Annotated in this window: 19 protein-coding genes; 8 read left to right on the plus strand and 11 right to left on the minus strand. The window is 39.5% G+C overall.

The window, feature by feature from the left end; genetic code table 11:
* Positions 1 to 202: 202 nt before the first annotated feature.
* The gene (locus tag G3341_RS20630; RefSeq protein WP_244316478.1) at positions 203 to 553 is read right to left on the minus strand and encodes a response regulator transcription factor; all 351 of its coding nucleotides are present in this window, start codon (positions 551 to 553) and stop codon (positions 203 to 205) included.
* A complete protein-coding gene (locus tag G3341_RS20635; protein ID WP_244316479.1) occupies positions 504 to 833 on the minus strand; it encodes a hypothetical protein in 330 nt (109 codons plus the stop codon). Before G3341_RS20635 ends, G3341_RS20630 begins: the two co-directional genes overlap by 50 nt.
* 479 nt (positions 834 to 1,312) lie before the next feature.
* Here G3341_RS20635 and G3341_RS04850 point away from each other — a divergent pair, with 479 nt between their 5' ends.
* Entirely contained in the window at positions 1,313 to 2,308 is a 996-nt protein-coding gene (locus G3341_RS04850; protein WP_163860812.1) for a LacI family DNA-binding transcriptional regulator, read from the plus strand.
* Between the two features lie 43 nt (positions 2,309 to 2,351).
* Here G3341_RS04850 and G3341_RS04855 read toward each other — a convergent pair whose 3' ends face one another.
* Positions 2,352 to 3,806 carry a glycoside hydrolase family 32 protein gene (locus G3341_RS04855; RefSeq protein WP_163860813.1) on the minus strand — a complete coding sequence of 485 codons (1,455 nt, stop codon included), beginning with the start codon at positions 3,804 to 3,806 and terminating at the stop codon, positions 2,352 to 2,354.
* Between the two features lie 239 nt (positions 3,807 to 4,045).
* Between G3341_RS04855 and G3341_RS04860 the strand changes: the two genes are divergently transcribed.
* The 3 genes from G3341_RS04860 (at position 4,046) to purT (ending at position 7,309) form a co-directional block, all read left to right on the plus strand.
* On the plus strand, positions 4,046 to 4,990 hold the full coding sequence (locus tag G3341_RS04860) for an aminoimidazole riboside kinase (RefSeq protein WP_163860814.1): 945 nt from the start codon (positions 4,046 to 4,048) through the stop codon (positions 4,988 to 4,990).
* Between the two features lie 113 nt (positions 4,991 to 5,103).
* Positions 5,104 to 6,030, plus strand: coding sequence for an EamA family transporter RarD (gene rarD / locus G3341_RS04865; RefSeq protein WP_163860815.1), 927 nt, complete (start codon positions 5,104 to 5,106; stop codon positions 6,028 to 6,030).
* 100 nt (positions 6,031 to 6,130) lie between these two features.
* Positions 6,131 to 7,309, plus strand: coding sequence for a formate-dependent phosphoribosylglycinamide formyltransferase (gene purT / locus G3341_RS04870; RefSeq protein WP_163860816.1), 1,179 nt, complete (start codon positions 6,131 to 6,133; stop codon positions 7,307 to 7,309).
* 50 nt (positions 7,310 to 7,359) lie between these two features.
* Here the strand turns inward: purT and G3341_RS04875 are convergent, their stop codons facing one another.
* A complete protein-coding gene (locus tag G3341_RS04875) occupies positions 7,360 to 8,967 on the minus strand; it encodes a GMC family oxidoreductase (protein WP_163860817.1) in 1,608 nt (535 codons plus the stop codon).
* 337 nt (positions 8,968 to 9,304) lie between these two features.
* Between G3341_RS04875 and G3341_RS04880 the strand changes: the two genes are divergently transcribed.
* On the plus strand, positions 9,305 to 9,775 hold the full coding sequence (locus G3341_RS04880; RefSeq protein ID WP_154622260.1) for a WG repeat-containing protein: 471 nt from the start codon (positions 9,305 to 9,307) through the stop codon (positions 9,773 to 9,775).
* 167 nt (positions 9,776 to 9,942) lie between these two features.
* Here G3341_RS04880 and G3341_RS20510 read toward each other — a convergent pair whose 3' ends face one another.
* Positions 9,943 to 10,098 (minus strand): hypothetical protein, encoded by a 156-nt coding sequence (locus tag G3341_RS20510; RefSeq protein WP_196713438.1) that lies wholly within the window; start codon positions 10,096 to 10,098, stop codon positions 9,943 to 9,945.
* Between the two features lie 66 nt (positions 10,099 to 10,164).
* On the opposite strand from G3341_RS20510, the gene G3341_RS04885 reads away from it, so the two are divergent.
* From G3341_RS04885 to yjiA, 3 genes are all read left to right on the plus strand, one after another.
* Positions 10,165 to 12,315 carry a carbon starvation CstA family protein gene (locus G3341_RS04885; RefSeq protein ID WP_154622261.1) on the plus strand — a complete coding sequence of 717 codons (2,151 nt, stop codon included), beginning with the start codon at positions 10,165 to 10,167 and terminating at the stop codon, positions 12,313 to 12,315.
* Between the two features lie 70 nt (positions 12,316 to 12,385).
* On the plus strand, positions 12,386 to 12,589 hold the full coding sequence (locus G3341_RS04890; protein ID WP_154622262.1) for a YbdD/YjiX family protein: 204 nt from the start codon (positions 12,386 to 12,388) through the stop codon (positions 12,587 to 12,589).
* 23 nt (positions 12,590 to 12,612) lie between these two features.
* On the plus strand, positions 12,613 to 13,584 hold the full coding sequence (yjiA, locus tag G3341_RS04895) for a GTPase (RefSeq protein WP_154622263.1): 972 nt from the start codon (positions 12,613 to 12,615) through the stop codon (positions 13,582 to 13,584).
* Positions 13,585 to 13,629: 45 nt separating this feature from the next.
* Here yjiA and G3341_RS04900 read toward each other — a convergent pair whose 3' ends face one another.
* The 6 genes from G3341_RS04900 to G3341_RS04925 all read right to left on the minus strand — a co-directional run bounded on the left by G3341_RS04900 (position 13,630) and on the right by G3341_RS04925 (position 17,562).
* Positions 13,630 to 14,511: a hypothetical protein gene (locus tag G3341_RS04900; protein WP_154635726.1), complete on the minus strand. Its 882-nt coding sequence runs from the start codon at positions 14,509 to 14,511 to the stop codon at positions 13,630 to 13,632.
* 63 nt (positions 14,512 to 14,574) lie between these two features.
* A complete protein-coding gene (locus G3341_RS04905; protein WP_154623901.1) occupies positions 14,575 to 15,096 on the minus strand; it encodes a fimbrial protein in 522 nt (173 codons plus the stop codon).
* 8 nt (positions 15,097 to 15,104) lie between these two features.
* On the minus strand, positions 15,105 to 15,602 hold the full coding sequence (locus G3341_RS04910; protein ID WP_163860818.1) for a fimbrial protein: 498 nt from the start codon (positions 15,600 to 15,602) through the stop codon (positions 15,105 to 15,107).
* Between the two features lie 7 nt (positions 15,603 to 15,609).
* Positions 15,610 to 16,155: a fimbrial protein gene (locus tag G3341_RS04915; RefSeq protein WP_231131787.1), complete on the minus strand. Its 546-nt coding sequence runs from the start codon at positions 16,153 to 16,155 to the stop codon at positions 15,610 to 15,612.
* Positions 16,121 to 16,627 (minus strand): fimbrial protein, encoded by a 507-nt coding sequence (locus G3341_RS04920; protein ID WP_163860819.1) that lies wholly within the window; start codon positions 16,625 to 16,627, stop codon positions 16,121 to 16,123. The genes G3341_RS04915 and G3341_RS04920 overlap by 35 nt, the downstream gene beginning before the upstream one ends.
* A 134-nt stretch (positions 16,628 to 16,761) precedes the next feature.
* A complete protein-coding gene (locus tag G3341_RS04925; protein WP_163860820.1) occupies positions 16,762 to 17,562 on the minus strand; it encodes a fimbria/pilus periplasmic chaperone in 801 nt (266 codons plus the stop codon).
* Between the last annotated feature and the right edge of the window lie 33 nt (positions 17,563 to 17,595).

Here is a 17,595-nt window from a genome sequence, read left to right on the forward strand (position 1 = left end):
TACGATATAAGCGAAGAAGGCTGTACGTTGTAAGTAAACAGACGACAGCCTATGCCATTAATCTAGCCATATAAATGAACTATAGTGATTAAAGCTGTAAAATCTTAATATTTGAAATAAAACTATATTAAATAGTTAAATTTTCTGATTAATTAATAGCTAAATTAATTTTATCTACAGTAATCATTGATGAACAATGAGTTCATAAATTCCTAGAGTATGTATTTATATACTCATATTCTTGTATTAATTGCGGTAACGATTTTATACCGAGTTTTGTATAAATATTTGATCGGTGTACTTCAACGGTTCTAGGGGAAAGGGCTAATTTTTCAGCGGTTTCCTTGCTTGTATTGCCTTCAAGGATCATGTCCATGATCTCTTTTTCTCGATTGGAAAGCCGATCAAATTTATCGGTTAATTTGTTGTATTTATTGAGTTCTGCATGTTCACTAACAAAGTGTTCCATCGCATTGTTTATCGCATGGACGATATCAGAATCTTTAAAATGGGAATGAAAAGAAATCAAAGGCACCAGATTTAAAACTTTCACGGCAAAGTTCTACTGATGGTTTTTCGGAGAGGACGATAAATGGGATAATACCGAGTGAGCCGTCGATATTATTCAATCTGCCAATATGGTTATTTTCATTGTTTAAGAATATTAATACACACTCTTTAGCTCCTTCTTCTTGAGGGTACGTATAATTACTTGTAAATAACGTTTCGTCATTATAGAACTTAAAATTAAAACCAAAAGATTCCATCATTAGTTTCAGTTTATTCTTAATGACATTATCATTTTCTATGATTACGTGAATGGTGTTATTCATCACCATACTCCTGTTACACTGATTTGATATTCATATAATTTTGAAAAAATAGGTAGAACCAGATGGCTAAGTAAGCCAATGGTAATATTTTCTTGCTAATTTTTTAGTTTTATTATTAATGTATTTACAGACCTTAATTTATATTATATTTCACAGCTAGGTAAATTTAATATAAAAGTAGAAATAATGGTTAACGTTTGTGTCAGTGAGTAAGAATTAATAAATGACTGACAAAATAATAAGTATTTACACTTACTTTTTATTAACTACATCAAATATTACTGACATGTTATAAAAATTTTTTATGTAATGGAACGATAATATCGTAAAATAGTAGTCATAAAAAGCCTTATTGCTAGATTTTAGTATAGTTTCATTCGTGATAATAACAAGGTTATTTAATCACTCCTGTAGGTGATTTTTATCTTTATCATGTTAGAATTTTTATTTATTAATATCTGGCTGAGTGAAAATACTTAATGGCTTCTTTAAAAGATGTAGCTCGACTTGCTAATGTTTCACTAATGACCGTGTCAAGAGCTATCAATAATCCCGAGCTGCTGAAACCTGAGACGCTTAAGCAGGTGCAGCAAGCCATTCAAACATTAAATTATGTTCCTGATTTTTCGGCTAGAAAAATTCGAGGGAAAGGCTCGAAAATATCTACCGTGGGTGTTTTAGCGCTTGATACAGCGACGACACCATACTCAGTCGAGGTCATTCTTTCAATAGAACAGACAGCAAGGCAATTTGGCTGGAGTAGTTTTGTGGTTAACATCACATCAAATGAAGACAATGAACGAGCCGTAAGGCAATTATTGTCTCAGCGGCCGGATGGTATTATTTATACAACGATGGGATTACGTGAAGTCACTATTCCAGAAGGACTGCATAAAAGTCATTTAGTGCTGGCGAATTGCATCGACCCTCAAAATCGTTTTCCTGCCTATATTCCTGATGACTACAATGGTCAATATCAGGCGATATGTCGGCTGATTGAAAAAGGTTATAGAAAACCCCTTTGTTTATATATTCCGCAAGAAACAGTGGCAGGAAAAACGCGTAGAGAGGCTGTGGAGTCTGCATGGCGTTGTGCTGGTCTACGGGAAGAGTCCTTAAAGCAGTATCATTTAGCATTAGGGGATGAACACTATCGTGATGTGATTGATCTTATCAATCGACATTGCAAGCAAGCGAAACCTGATTTTGATGTGGTGGTTTGTGGTAATGACCGTATTGCTTTTTTAACTTATCAGGTATTACTGAGTAAGGGGTTACGTATCCCAGAGGATGTTGCTGTATTAGGCTATGACAATATGATCGGTGTAGGAGAGCTGTTTTATCCGCCATTAAGCACCGTTGTATTGCCGCATTATCAATTAGGGCAACAAGCCGCATTACATATTATTGAGCAAAGGAAAAATAATGGGACACAATATGTCTCTTGTGATTTACTCGATAGGGAATCTCTTTAACGAGATAGGATCGCTCTGATATCAGCGATCCTCGCAGGTCATATTATTCAGCGACACTTTTTAGTGGCCACAATGTTCCTTTGATCAACTTTGCACTTTGGTTAATTGTAAACAGTGTCAAAGCCCGCTCGCCTTCTTGTGGATAAATTCGACTGGTAAAACACATTTCACCTTCATTAATAAATACTTCAAGGCTCGATCTATCAATAAAAGCACGTATGGTGAGATAGCGAGTTTGTGGGAGTGGGGCGCTACGGTAATCGCTGATGATATGTTCAGGATAGTGGCGGGATAAGGTTAATTGCTGTGTCTGTCCATCAATAAAAAACTGTGTACCGTTACCAAGCCAAAAACCAAATTTTTCAGCGGGACTGTTTTGTAAATCCCAAATTAATTCAATTTCACACGCGATAGCATCATGGTAAATCGGTAGCGTGCTATTTTTTTCCAGTGTACAAGCGGAGAGGTTAACTGCTTGTTGTCTTAATGATTGTAACTCTTTGATCGGATTGACCAGCACCTTTCCTTGGGCGTTTAACGTTAATTCTCTAGGTACAGTAAAGCTGCCTGCCCAGCCGTGCGCTTTTGTTGGCATATGGCTCTCCCACATATCCATCCACGCGATAGCAATACGGCGGCCATCTTCAGCTAAAAAAGTTTGTGGCGCATAAAAATCATGACCAAAATCGATTTCAGCAAAATGATTGGTTATTTCATAAGATTGATCGGGTGCCCAATTCCCGACGAGATAACCATTTTGAAAGCGATTTCGATATTGATGCCCAGATGGTTTTTTTCCTTGAGGAGAAAATAGTGTGATGAATTGCTCGCCTAACGGGAAAAAGTCAGGACATTCCCACATATAAACATTTTTATCGTCTGTTTTAGCCAGTATTTGGTACTCTTCAGGCCAATTCAGTAAGTCATCGGTGCTAAAGAGCAAAATTTGTCCTTGATCGAGACTATCTCTTGCGCCAACAACCATCCACCAGCGTGAATCCTGAAACCAAACTTTAGGGTCTCGAAAATGCATGTAACCTTCAGGCGAAGGGATCACGACGCCGTGTTTTTCAAAATGAATACCATCATGACTTATGGCCAAACATTGCGCTTGATAGATTTGGCTGTCATTTCCTGCATTGGATAACCAAATATGGCCAGTATAAAATAAGTATAACTTGCCTTGATCACTGACGGCTGATCCTGAAAAGCATCCATCACGATCATATTCATCACCAGGAGCAAGCGCGATAGGTTGATGTGACCAGTGGATCATATCTTTACTTGTCGCATGTCCCCAATGCATAGGTCCCCAGTCAGCGCTGTAAGGATGATGCTGGTAGAATGCATGATATAACCCATCATGATAAATGAGCCCATTAGGATCATTCAGCCAGCCGGCGTAGGTTGCAAGATGATATTCAGGATAAAACTGCCTGTTGAGAGATTGTCTCGCTATTTCAAGTGCTATCGATGCTTGGTGAATACGCTGTTTCATCATGGTTCCTTTCGTTACTAATGATTTCTATCTATACAATCGTTGTGGAATAGTGGGTTATTTAATGGAGTGTGATTCGTATCATGTGATGGTGTGACCTAACGCACGCGTTACGAACTGTTTTTTATTTATACTCAATAAAAATCATGTTAACGTTAACAAAAAGCAGTTTCTAGCATTAATTTGTTTTAATTGTGATGATTGCTAGTTGAGTCACTCATTGTCGAGATGGAGAGCCTATGAAAGTTTGGTCTTTAGGAGATGCAGTCGTTGATTTAATTCCTTTGCACAGTATGCAATATGAAGCTTGTGCTGGTGGCGCTCCTGTCAATGTTGCAGCGGGAGTTGCTAAGCTAGGACAGCCTAGCGGTTTTATTGGACGTGTTGGTGAAGATGCTTTTGGCCATTTTATGCAAAAGACGTTATTTGATATGGGGGTCGATACCCGTGCGATGGAATTTGATGAAAAATATCATACCAGCACCGTTTTAGTGTCTTTACAAGAAAATGGGGAACGTGAATTTTCTTTTTTAGTCTCGCCGTCGGCGGATCAGTTCTTAAGTCATAAAAATCTACCAGCATTTGAAAAAGCGATATTGCATTTTTGTTCATTGGCACTGGTGCATTCTGTGTGTCGCACTTCATTAACCGCGGCTATTGAGCAACTTAAACAAGCGGGGGGATTACTCAGTTTTGATATTAATATTCGTCCTCAAATGTGGTCAGATCCTATTGAAATGCAGACAAGGGTCGACCAATTTGCTTATCAGGCGGATATACTGAAACTTTCAGAAGAAGAACTGTTGTGGTTGGTTGATGACCTTAGCTTAGATAATGCCATCGAGAAGCTTAAACGGTATCCTGCTCGTTTGAAAGTTATCACTCAAGGAGCCAAAGGCTGCATCGTTTTGACGCATAACCAACAAATAGGTATGAGTGCATTTCGGGTTGAAAGTGTTGATACCACAGGGGCGGGAGATGCATTTATGGCAGGACTGCTTGCAGCGATTGCTCAGGCTGGGTTAAGTGATAATGAGGAATATTTGATGAATATTATCACTCAAGCTACTGCTTGTGGGGCGCTAGCAACGACGCGTAAGGGGGCAATAAGCGCGGCGCCAACGCAGAAAGAGTTAACTCTGTTTATTAATCAGCAACCACCATTACATATTCGAGAGCTTTAAAACTAAGACTATATTAATGTGAATAGTGATGTTAATTAATTCAAATTAATAGATAAAAGCGTATGATACTGGCAGTAAAAATTTATCTGTAAAACATCTATTTTGGATTAATTATGCTACTAAGATCAGGGGTAGTATTAGCTATCTTTTCTTATATTCTTTGGGGGATCACGCCACTTTTTTACCGTTTATTACCCGGAGCAGAACCTTTAGAGTTATTGGCTCAACGTGTGATTTGGTCGATCCCTTTTTTATTACTGATCCGTCTGCTGATTAAAAATAAAACGGCTTGGCAACAAGTATGGGCGGATAAACGTTCGATAATTTTGTGCCTATTTAGTTCGGCGATTATGGCGATATCATGGGGCGCATTCACCTATGCTTTAACCCATGGGCAAGTGCTAGCCGCGAGTCTTGGTTATTTTATTAATCCTTTATTTTCCATTTTACTCGGCGTTGTTTTTTTACACGAAAGGCTTGTTGTCGCGGAAAAGATGGCGGTATTGCTCATTTTTTCGGGCGTTTGCTTTCAAATTTTGCAGTATGGTGAATTACCTTTACTTGCATTGGTGATGGGCAGTGCTTTTGCGGTTTATGGTTTGATCCGTAAATTCATTCGTTTCGATGTTATTACTTCACTATTTATTGAAGCCATTTGGTTACTGCCTGTCGCTGGTGGGATCACGTGGTGGCTCTCTGTTAATGAGAGTAGTGCTGTAGCCGCAGGGGATTGGCAAATTAAACTACTCTATATGCTCGCTGCTCCTGTCACGTTTATTCCATTACTGTTTTTTACCGCCGCAATTAAGCGCACGACATTGACGGTAATCGGACTGGCACAATATATTGAACCGACAATTCAATTTTTACTGGCGGTATTCTTATTTAATGAGCTATTTGATTGGGTAAAAGGAGTCAGTTTCTCATTAATTTGGTTGGGGTTACTCTGCTGCATTATTGCTTTATTGCATAAGCGTTACAACGAATACCATAAACGGGTTCCTTACGTTACTGGGCGCGATAAAACACCAAAACTGTAATGTAGGGAGAGATTGCTCAGATCTTTAGTGGTTAAAGCAAACGATTGCGTATATAATCTTCGCCATTAAATTGACATATTTGCATACAAGGTTATCTATCATGAATCAATTAGGTACAGCACTTTGTCCTTCTGCAACAAAAGTTATGTTACTCGGTTCAGGTGAGCTAGGAAAAGAAGTGGCTATTGAATGTCAGCGTTTGGGCATTGAGGTTATTGCGGTCGATCGTTATGACAATGCGCCTGCAATGCACGTTGCTCATCGTTGCTATACCATTAACATGTTAGATAGCGATGCGATTCGCCAGCTGGTAGCGCAAGAAAAACCCGATTTTATTGTTCCAGAAATTGAAGCCATCGCGACAAAAACCCTTGTGAAATTAGAACAGCAAGGACAAAAAGTGGTGCCTTCTGCACATGCTGTTTATTTAACAATGAACCGTGAAGGCATACGTAAACTTGCAGCAGAAGAACTGGGTTTGCCCACTTCAGATTATCGGTTTGTTGAAACGCAAACTGATTTTATCAATGCTGCCAATGAGATAGGTTTTCCATGTATTGTGAAGCCAGTCATGAGCTCTTCAGGTAAAGGACAAAGTGTCATTCGTTGTGAACAAGAGCTCGAATCTGCATGGCACTACTCACAAGAGGGTGGGCGCACCGGTCAAGGACGTGTGATTGTTGAGAAAATGGTGCATTTTGATTTTGAAATCACCATGTTAACGGTCAGCGCAAGTGACGGTATTCATTTTTGTGCACCTGTTGGGCATCGCCAAGAAAAAGGTGATTATCGTGAATCATGGCAACCACAGCATATGAGCGAAAAAGCGTTGCAAAATGCGCAGGAGGTCGCTGCAAAGATTGTTACGGCATTAGGTGGATATGGTTTGTTTGGAGTCGAGTTATTTGTATGTGGTGACGATATCATTTTTAATGAAGTTTCTCCCCGACCACATGATACTGGAATGGTCACACTCATCTCACAAAATTTATCCGAGTTTGCTTTACATGTGCGTGCATTTTTAGGCTTACCTATTGGCATGATCCGCCAATATGGACCCAGTGCATCAGCGGTTATTTTGCCTGAATTACATAGTCAAAATATTGTTTTTTCAGGGCTTAAACAAGCGCTGGGTTCTGATATTCAATTGCGTCTATTTGGAAAACCTGAAATAGCAGGAACTCGCCGTTTAGGGGTTGCACTCGCAATAGCTGATTCGATTGATAATGCGCTCGATATGGCGAAAAAAGCGGCTCAAACGGTTAATGTGAGTGGTTAACGAAAAGCCACAATGTATGAGTGAATAAATTGTGGCTTAGTATTCGCTCATTAGTGATTATCTTGTATGATCATGGCAGCACCGCGTTCAGCGATCATGATTGTTGGTGCGTTGGTGTTGCCACTTGGAATTTCAGGCATAACAGAGCAATCAATAACACGGAGTTTGTTGATACCATGAACTCGTAAGCGTAAATCAGTAACAGAGGTTGCTGCGTCTTTTCCCATACGGCAACTACCAACGGGGTGATAGACCGTTTTACAGAAATTACGTACAAACTCTTCTAATGCCGCATCATCATCGCGGACTTGTGCTGGTGGCATCAGTGTTTCTTTACTGACCGCTTGCAAAGCTTCTGATTCAAGAACTTGCAAACCGAATTTGACGGCACGCTTACAACCTTCCATATCTTCTGGAGAAGCTAAGTAGTTGGCATGAATTTTCAGAGGGGCTTGAGGATCTTGACTACGCAGCAGTAATTCCCCGCGTGATTTCGGCTGTAAATAGCCCACTTTTAAGGTAAATCCATGTGTAGCGGGAAGCGGCTCGCCAGGAACATCATCCCAACTATCGAGAATAGGTAAAAAATGGATTTGCACATCTGGGCGGCCTTGACCACAGCTATCGATAAATGCAGCGCCTTCGAGTACGTTCGAGGCTAATAAACCACTGCGAAAAGCGAGCCATTGAAATCCATGCTTCAAGGCATTAATCCCTTGATCTGCCCCGAAAAGGCTAATGGGATCTTTGGTTGTGACATTAATAGACATATGTAGATGGTCATGGAAATTCTTGCCAACAGGAAGATCCACGATAGTTTTAATACCGAGCGTACTAAGATGATCTTGTGGACCAATCCCTGATAACATTAATAACTTAGCGGAGCCCATTGCGCCGGCACAGAAAATAACTTCTTTCTGTGCGAATGCTTCTATTTCATGACCATCGTTTCCTTGATAAGCCACTCCTACCGCTTCCCCATCACGAATAATGATACGGTTAACTTGTTTATTGAGTTTTACAGTGAGCTTATCGCTTTGAGCTACACTTTTGAGGTATGTTTTTGAGGTGCTGGCTCTCTCTCCATTTTTAGTCGTTGTTTGATAGAAACTGACCCCTTGTTGGCTTTCACCATTCAGGTCGCTGACATAGGGTAGACCCTGTTCTTGGGCTGCCCGAATAAATGCCATGGAAAGAGGGTGACGATAACGATTTTCACTGACAGGCAGAGGGCCTGAGGTGCCGTGATAGCTATCAGATAAACTTTCATTTTGTTCTGCTTTTTTAAACCAAGGTAGAACGTCTTGATAGCTCCAGCCATCACAGCCATAGATTTGGGCCCAGTTATCATAGTCTTGTTTTTGGCCTCGAATATAAATCATGCCATTGACCGAGCTGCTACCGCCAAGGACTTTGCCTTGTGCTATCTGCATTTTTCGATTGTTTGCATGAGGTTCAGGCTCGGTTTCATAAGGCCAGCTCTTTTGAGCAATAATTTTGGCAACGCCCGCAGGCATACGGATATACAGATGATTGTCATTGCCGCCGGCTTCAAGGAGCAAAACCCGTGATTGTGTTTCTTTGATAAGGCGTGCGGCAATAACACATCCCGCAGAACCTGCTCCAACAATGATGTAATCATAATTGTTATTATTCATAGATTCCCCTGACGAAGTGACATTTTTGTCATCATTGAATTTTGTTTTATTAACAATAACTCTTTATTTTATTAACGTGTGAATAATATGATGTTTATGTGAAGTGGTTCAAATTGGCTACTCGGAAATGGCTTACTGAAGCTATTATGCTGTTGTTTTTTCTCATTAATGTAATTCTTAAAATTGTATTTCTCTTATTATTATTAATAAGTAAATGAATTTATTGGGGGAATTTTTCCATGATCTGATTGGCTCATTTTCATTCTATTCTTAGTTTAACGATCAGTAATACCCAGTATATTGAGGTCAACTTATTTAGCTCTAAAAAGAAATAAAAATGATTAAACGTTTAATAGTTATGTTAATCGTGATACCCGCGATATCATTTGCCAATTCATTGTCGGAACAATTTGCTCAGTTTCTGGAGCAACCTGATAAACCATTAAACTGTTTTGAAGCCGATTCTGCCTATCGTTATTGTTTAAAAAACCAGCCTAAACAGGGCGTAATTGTGATTGACCGGCAGGGGAATGAGGTTTACCGACCTTATTATTTTGATAATTGGCCTGATGAAGCTCAGGAGGGGGTTTATCGTATTCGACAGGGCGACAAAATTGGTTTTGCTGACGCAAAGACAGGAGATATTGTCATCGCCGCAGAATATGATTGTGCTTATCCATTTGAAAATGGTATCGCGAATGTGGGGATAGGCTGCAAAACCGAAACGGCTGGTGAACATAGCTGGTGGACTGGCGGTCAATGGAAATGGATTGATTTGAATGGTCGCACGGTAAAGCCCAATCACTAAATGATGATAGCGATGTTTATATTGCTTCTACGTAACAAATTGTTTTATTTTTATCATTTCAATTAATATGATTAACTTATTGATAATAAATGTTTATTGTTAAGTAAATCACACTTCTGCGGTCTTTTTTCTTCTAATAAAACCATTCACAGTGAAAATTTGACCGCTTAATTTTGTATGTAACCGCTCACGCTTACTTTAGCCATTCTTAAATAGATATTTTCTACCATATAAACCATGGCAGAGCTCAAACTTTTTCTTAACACATGGTGATAACGGCTGCCAAAAACAGACTTAACTGCGACAACATTACGCTCTTTCAAATTAGTTTGTCCTTGATAAGTCAATAAAACACGAAAAAAGTACGTTTTACCTTAGAAGGGTGTTCTATGAACAAAAATGGTATTTTAAAGCACATTCCTTGGATGATACTGGGGATAATTGGTGCGATCTGTTTAGGGGTAGTCGCACTCAGACGTGGGGAGCACATTAGCGCATTATGGATAGTTGTGGCTTCCGTTGCTGTTTACCTTATAGCCTATCGTTATTACAGCTTATATATCGCCAAAAAAGTGATGAAGCTGGATGAAACGCGCGCGACACCCGCCGTGATTAATAATGATGGTTTGAACTATGTACCGACTAATAAAAACGTGTTATTTGGTCACCACTTTGCCGCTATTGCGGGGGCGGGGCCATTAGTAGGACCTGTATTAGCAGCCCAAGTCGGTTATTTACCCGGAACATTGTGGTTACTCGCTGGGGTGGTACTGGCGGGAGCGGTGCAAGATTTTATGGTGTTGTTCATCTCTTCACGCCGTAATGGTGCATCATTAGGGGAAATCGTCAAAGAAGAGCTTGGCCCAATTCCAGGGACGATTGCCCTTTTTGGCTGTTTCTTGATCATGATTATTATTCTTGCAGTATTAGCGCTGATTGTGGTTAAAGCATTGGCTGAAAGTCCATGGGGTGTATTTACTGTCTGTTCGACGGTTCCAATTGCACTGTTTATGGGGATATACATGCGCTATATCCGCCCCGGACGTGTCGGGGAAGTCTCAGTCATTGGTATTGCTTTGCTGATCTTATCTATCTGGTTTGGTGGAGTGATCGCGCATGACCCATATTGGGGACCTGCTCTCACCTTTAAAGATACGACCATTACTTATGTTTTAGTTGGTTATGCTTTTATTTCGGCTTTATTACCTGTTTGGTTGATCCTAGCTCCTCGTGATTATCTGGCTACTTTCCTGAAAATTGGGGTTATTGTTGGCTTGGCTATTGGGATCGTGATTTTAAATCCTGAATTGAAAATGCCAGCAGTGACACAATTCGTGGATGGTACAGGTCCTGTTTGGAAGGGTACGCTGTTCCCATTCCTGTTTATCACCATCGCATGTGGCGCAGTATCCGGCTTCCATGCTTTGATAGCATCTGGTACAACACCAAAACTACTGGCTAACGAAAAAGATGCGCGTTACATCGGTTATGGTGCGATGTTGATGGAATCATTTGTTGCGATTATGGCATTGGTTGCTGCTTCCATTATCGAACCAGGCCTTTATTTCGCCATGAATACACCGCCAGCTGCTTTAGGTATCACAATGCCTAATTTACATGAGCTTGGTGGTCCAGATGGTGCTGCAATTATGGCACAGCTAAAAGATGTGTCTGTGCATGCAGCTGCAACCGTCAGTTCATGGGGATTCGTCATTTCACCTGAGCAGATCATGCAAACGGCGAAAGATATCGGTGAGCCTTCTGTCCTGAACCGTGCTGGTGGTGCACCAACACTAGCGGTTGGTATCGCTTATGTATTCCATGAAATTATGCCTGCTGCCAATATGGGCTTCTGGTATCACTTTGGTATTCTCTTTGAAGCTTTATTTATCCTAACAGCGTTGGATGCGGGAACACGTTCAGGCCGCTTTATGCTACAAGATTTATTGGGTAACTTCGTTCCATTCCTGAAAAAAACCGACTCCTTAATTGCAGGTATTATTGGAACGGCGGGATGTGTTGGTCTATGGGGCTACCTATTATATCAAGGTGTTGTCGATCCATTAGGTGGCGTTAAGAGCCTATGGCCACTGTTCGGTATTTCGAACCAAATGTTGGCAGCGGTTGCTTTAGTCCTGAGTACTGTCGTTTTAATCAAGATGAAACGGAGTAAATATATCTATGTCACCGTATTGCCGGCGGTATGGTTATTGATTTGTACTACATGGGCATTAGGATTGAAACTATTCAGTGACAATCCTCAACTTGAAGGTTTCCTCTATCTTGCGAAATCGTATAAAGAGAAAATTGCTGCGGGTGGTGCTGATTTAACTGCACAGCAAATCACCGACATGAATCACATTATTATTAATAACTATACTAATGCGGGTCTAAGTATCCTGTTCTTAGTTGTCGTCTACGGTATTATTTTCTATGGTATCAGAACGGCAATGAAGGCATATAAAAACCCAGAACGTACCGATGCAGAAACACCTTATGTGCCAGTACCTAAAGAAGGTGTGAAAACATCATCACACTAATCTTTAGTCGATAAACGGTGCCCTGCATGGTGATAAACACGATGTAGGGCATTTGTATTGGAGTGATATTATGTTTGGAAATTTAGGCAAAACAGGTAAATACCTTGGGCAAGCTGCGCGTATGTTAGTGGGTATCCCTGATTATGATACTTATGTACAGCACATGGCAGACAATCATCCTGATAAGCCTGTCATGACGTACAAAGAGTTCTTTCGCGAACGCCAAGATGCGCGTTATGGTGGTAGCGGTAAAGGTGGATTTCGCTGCTGTTAATTGATGACATAATGAGGATAACAATGAAACCTATCTCTGTAACGATTTTAACGGGTTTTCTCGGCGCTGGAAAAACCACCTTATTACGTCATATTCTACAAGCTGATCATGGCCATAAAATCGCGGTCATTGAAAATGAGTTTGGTGAAGTACCGATTGATAATGCCATTATTGGTGATCGCGCAACACAAATCACCACATTGAGTAATGGTTGTATCTGTTGTAGCCGTTCCAATGAATTAGAAAATGCCTTATTAGATTTGTTAGATGCGTTAGATAATGGCAAGTTAGATTTTGATAGGTTAGTGATTGAATGCACAGGAATGGCGGATCCAGGTCCTATTACGCAAACTTTTTTTTCGCATGAAGCCTTATGCGAACGTTATCTGTTAGATGGTATTATTACTCTGGTCGATGCTCTTCATGCAGACAAGCAACTGAATGATTTTGCGATAGCACAAGCGCAAATCGGCTATGCAGATAGAATTCTACTCACCAAAACCGATATACAACCTCATCATGAAGCACTCATTGAACGCTTACAGCGTATTAACGCTCGTGCGCCAATTTACCCAGTGATCCATGGTGCTATCGACCTTGATTTATTATTTAATATTCAAGGTTTTTTATTAGACTCACAACTTCAAGTCAATCAGCCAACATTCCGATTTACGCCAAAACAGCAAAATGAAGTTGAGTCGATAGTGGTTGAATTTGATTATCCTGTAGAGTTAATGGCGGTATCACAGGTCATGGAAGAACTGTTACTCGGTTTTGCTGATAACTTATTGCGTTATAAAGGTATCTTATCGATTAAAGATGAACCTAAACGTTTACTATTCCAAGGGGTACAACGCCTTTATAGTGCAGATTGGGATAGAGAATGGGAAGTCGGAGAAGCGCGCAACAGCATACTGGTCTTTATTGGTATCCATTTGCCAGAAAAGGAAATTCGCGAAAAGTTTTCTCAACTTAACAAGGCTGAGAGTCAATAACGAAACCGTATTTAACATCCCTTCCCATTTAGGGAAGGGAAAATATCAGTCATAAGAAAAGAGTATTGCCGTTGATGAGGTGAAGTGACCTGCATTATAGAAAACGCCATCAATATTAGCTCGAAAATCAAGAGTGACATTTTGACCTCGCCCAACAATCGCTCCCGTTGAACCTCCAGTGTTGGTTTGATTGATGATTGGAGTATTGTTGATAAAAAGTTGAATTGTTTTGCCATCGAGCTTTGGCATGTTGCCGAGGACGGAAACACGGACATTGGCAGTCGTGTCGCATTTTACAGAGCCAGTACCAATCGCTGTACTTGAAATAGGCTCTCCTGCTTTTACAATACCAAAATCAAGTGAATTAGGAACGGTCGCGCTACATGACAGATTGGCGGGGGTAACGACGCCACAAGTTGCATTTTGTGCAAGGACTGACACAGAGACTTTATTCTGCGGAACTGAGGCAAATCCAATACAAAGTGAGCCCCACTTTGTTGCAGGTGAGGACCAGATGAATCGATTTCCTTCGCTAATTTGGTAGGTGCCACGACTTCCTTTAGCGTTGACATAGCGCTGATAGGCTTCTTGATAAGTGATGTTGTTAGGAACCAATATCATGGATTGGTTTATCAACGCTGCCCTACCATTACAGAATCCACCTTGGTCACAGTCGGTACCCATATTTGAGGGACCTAACCCAGTTCTCGGGATTGGGCCAAAAAAACATTGAAGACTACCGCAAGAAATTGTGCCATTAGCCTCTCCAGATAAATCGATCCCCCAATCAAATCGAAGCTGAACTTGATTGCCAACCCTAACGATTTGATAAGGGCTCGCCCATGAAGATGCGGCGATAGCCGAAAAATTTATAAATAATAGGCTGATAAATAGTATAAATATTAAATATTGTTTTCTCTTTGTCATAACTAATATCTCATTAATATTTAATGAAATGACTCTATGAGGAAGATGTCATCTTATACTGAATTAATTGTAATCAAGTTCAAAAGTTGCCGTTGCAATAAAATCGCCTAATATCAGTGATTTATTTGATAGTGCTTCAGGGTCTATTTGAATAAAAGCCTGTAGTGCTAATGAATTATTTTTAGTTAATATCCTATTCGTGTGGCTTCCTTTGTTTATAGGAATTAAATCACCACTTTGTGATTCTATACCAAGTGCAATTCCTCTCGCCGAACTTGATGGTGTAAGGGCAATTAGCCCCGGGGATATTGAACTTTCTGTACCACTGAATTTAATCGTGACGCTTTTACTTAATTCTAAGTCGCAATTAATTAAGCGTATTTTAAAAGGGATGCCTTTTGTTCTTGTGTATGTGTACAGATATTGATTAACGACAGTACCAAAATCAATTTCAATATTTTCATCACCAGGGAAAATATCGCAAGCATCTTCAATAAGCTGACCATCAAAATTAATATTCGTGGCAAAGCTGGGCGCTGCCATTGCGAAAAATAGGAGGCCTAAAATAGTATTAAACGGGATCATGATTTTTCCTATTGAAAATCGATAGTTAAATAACCCGAAGCCGTAAACTCATCAGCAATCAGATTGGTATTAGCGAGCTTTACAGGGACAGCCGAAATAATAGGTGGTGCATTAATATTAATAGAGAAAGGCTTATTTAAAGGTTGTGGTACACCATCAACCTGTATTTGGATCCCTATCTTTCCATTATTTTTAAGGGTCTGAGTATAAAGTGTTGAGTCATCAAATCCTCGGCCAGCTAAATTACCACTGAAGGTTAATTTAACATCCCATAATGGATGCGTATTTTTATTACAATTAAGTGTAAATGGAATTTGTCTACGAAAAGCATCGCCATCAATTTTTTGGATCCCAATTTTACCAAATGACACTTGCAATGGATTTTCTTCAGCAAGTTGACATATTGGCGGAATAATCAAATTACCGGTAAATTCCCAATTGGCGAGTACAATCAGTGGGAATGATGCCGTTATCATTATCAAGGTTAATAAGGTTGTTTTTTTCATAATAACCTCATTGATATTCAATTTGAAGCATAGCTGTAGCCGAAAATTGGCCACCATCGGTATCACTAAAGTTCGCACTCATATCCTTTATTGGAGCAACTTCAATGTTAGGAAGGTGATTATAGTTAAAATCGAGTAATGTATTGATTGGCTGCTGAATGCTATCAATATAAAATACAATCCCAATCTTACTATTAGAGGTGCTCAACCCACCATAACTATTGAAGCGGGTTGGATTACCAATCACTTTTAATTTTAAATTGTTTTTTAATATGTTATGGCATGTTAATTCAAAAGGAATCGTTTGTTTATAATTGGCACCATTTAACCTTGTTAATAAAACATCACCGAAGCTAACGGATTTTTGGGAATTAGTATTTAATAGACACTCAGGGGATTCTATTTTTAAATTTCCTTTAATAGTAAGGTTGTAAGATGCCGCATAACTATTCGAAATTAATAACCCCAAAAATAAAAGGTAAATAATGCGTTTTGGGTAAAGTATCATTGTGTTTTCCTTATTGATAATCGATGGACATAACAACTGTTCCATTGAAAGTTCCATTACGCTGTAGTGAGACTCCACTAGGTTTGATTGGAACAGCGAATAACACAGGGGGTTGATTTCCATAGGTGAAATTAAGAGTAGCGTTATTGTTTAGCGGTTTATTTTCGTTATAAATAGCTAAACCCAAATTGGGGATACTCGTTAAGACGACTGATTTTCCATCCATGATTGCACTTGATGGCCAAAATAATGTCATTTTAAATGAGTTAATGAGAACCTGTTTACAGGTTAAATCAAAATTAATTCGCGTTTTTTTATAATCAGTACCATCAATTAATGTTTCATATATATCACCGATATCTGTGATGCTATTAATGACACTGCATTCTGGCTCTTGACTCACGACAATTGAAAAATGAAGCGTTTGTTGCTCAGCAGACGTTATCGCTGAAAATACAGGGAATAATAAAAAAAAAGTGACTAATGCAATAATAATTCTTTGATGAAAATATCGCATGTTTCCTCCTAATCACTATCGAACGCTCATTGAGCGAAAATACAAACCTTCAGTATTGTGAGAACTATAGCCAGTGCAGGAAATATGAACGGCTTACCGCGTTCATAAAAAACGCCTTGCAACTGAGTATGGTATTAATTCCCTTCACTATTCTTATCGGGAATAACGTTGCATTGCGTGTTTTGGCAATTAAATATCAAGGTGGGGCGGCCACCGTAATCATTGATATAGGTTAAAACAGGTGTATCCCCTAATGCTTTAATTGTTAAATTGAGAGGAGCCGAACTTTTAGGCTCAATCATAATGGGTTCAAAATTTGCTATTGATTGACCCTTTTTACGGGAGCTCGCATCGACAATGGTAATAAAAAAAGACGTCGGATTATTGACAATATATTGGCCATCTTGACGTGTTAAGGTTAGTTTTTCTTGCCATGGTTCGCTCATTGCTCCATTTGTTGGGATAATACTTGTTGGGCGATAAAACAGTTTTATACGCGTTTGTAATGCAAGCTGAAGCGTGTTTGGTTTATCACTTTTTGGTGGGATCTCACGCAAATTAAAATAAAATACAGACTCGCGGTCTAAGGGTAAATGTTTGATACTAGGTGGAAGCGCAAGTATTTTTATCTGGCTTATTGTGCCTGCTTCGAGCCGTTGCACTGGGGGAATCACTGTAAAGGGAAGGTTGGTTTTATTTCCACTGCCATCTTCTAGCCAAGCTTGAGCTAAATAAGGTAATTGTTTATTTTCATTGCTAATATTTAATGAAATAGACTTGTCGTCACTCGTGATAATAGCACGAGTACGATCCAGTGCGATTGCAGCTTGTGCAGTTGAAAAATTGACGGATATTATCGTCGTTAAAAGCGTGCTAATTAAGTGGTGTCGATGTAAATATTGATTTTTTACTGTTTTAATAAGTAACTTTTTCATATCAAATCTCTTTATTAATAAATTTCTAATCAT

The organism is Providencia vermicola (assembly GCF_010748935.1).
Lineage (GTDB): Bacteria > Pseudomonadota > Gammaproteobacteria > Enterobacterales > Enterobacteriaceae > Providencia > Providencia zhejiangensis.

Coding starts and splice junctions, on each gene's coding strand:
- G3341_RS20635 (WP_244316479.1), bottom strand. CDS start 833: ATGAATAACACCATTCACGTAATCATAGAAAATGATAATGTCATTAAG.
- G3341_RS04850 (WP_163860812.1), top strand. CDS start 1,313: ATGGCTTCTTTAAAAGATGTAGCTCGACTTGCTAATGTTTCACTAATG.
- G3341_RS04855 (WP_163860813.1), bottom strand. CDS start 3,806: ATGAAACAGCGTATTCACCAAGCATCGATAGCACTTGAAATAGCGAGA.
- G3341_RS04860 (WP_163860814.1), top strand. CDS start 4,046: ATGAAAGTTTGGTCTTTAGGAGATGCAGTCGTTGATTTAATTCCTTTG.
- rarD (WP_163860815.1), top strand. CDS start 5,104: ATGCTACTAAGATCAGGGGTAGTATTAGCTATCTTTTCTTATATTCTT.
- purT (WP_163860816.1), top strand. CDS start 6,131: ATGAATCAATTAGGTACAGCACTTTGTCCTTCTGCAACAAAAGTTATG.
- G3341_RS04875 (WP_163860817.1), bottom strand. CDS start 8,967: ATGAATAATAACAATTATGATTACATCATTGTTGGAGCAGGTTCTGCG.
- G3341_RS04880 (WP_154622260.1), top strand. CDS start 9,305: ATGATTAAACGTTTAATAGTTATGTTAATCGTGATACCCGCGATATCA.
- G3341_RS04885 (WP_154622261.1), top strand. CDS start 10,165: ATGAACAAAAATGGTATTTTAAAGCACATTCCTTGGATGATACTGGGG.
- G3341_RS04890 (WP_154622262.1), top strand. CDS start 12,386: ATGTTTGGAAATTTAGGCAAAACAGGTAAATACCTTGGGCAAGCTGCG.
- yjiA (WP_154622263.1), top strand. CDS start 12,613: ATGAAACCTATCTCTGTAACGATTTTAACGGGTTTTCTCGGCGCTGGA.
- G3341_RS04900 (WP_154635726.1), bottom strand. CDS start 14,511: ATGACAAAGAGAAAACAATATTTAATATTTATACTATTTATCAGCCTA.
- G3341_RS04905 (WP_154623901.1), bottom strand. CDS start 15,096: ATGATCCCGTTTAATACTATTTTAGGCCTCCTATTTTTCGCAATGGCA.
- G3341_RS04910 (WP_163860818.1), bottom strand. CDS start 15,602: ATGAAAAAAACAACCTTATTAACCTTGATAATGATAACGGCATCATTC.
- G3341_RS04915 (WP_231131787.1), bottom strand. CDS start 16,155: ATGGAACAGTTGTTATGTCCATCGATTATCAATAAGGAAAACACAATG.
- G3341_RS04920 (WP_163860819.1), bottom strand. CDS start 16,627: ATGCGATATTTTCATCAAAGAATTATTATTGCATTAGTCACTTTTTTT.
- G3341_RS04925 (WP_163860820.1), bottom strand. CDS start 17,562: ATGAAAAAGTTACTTATTAAAACAGTAAAAAATCAATATTTACATCGA.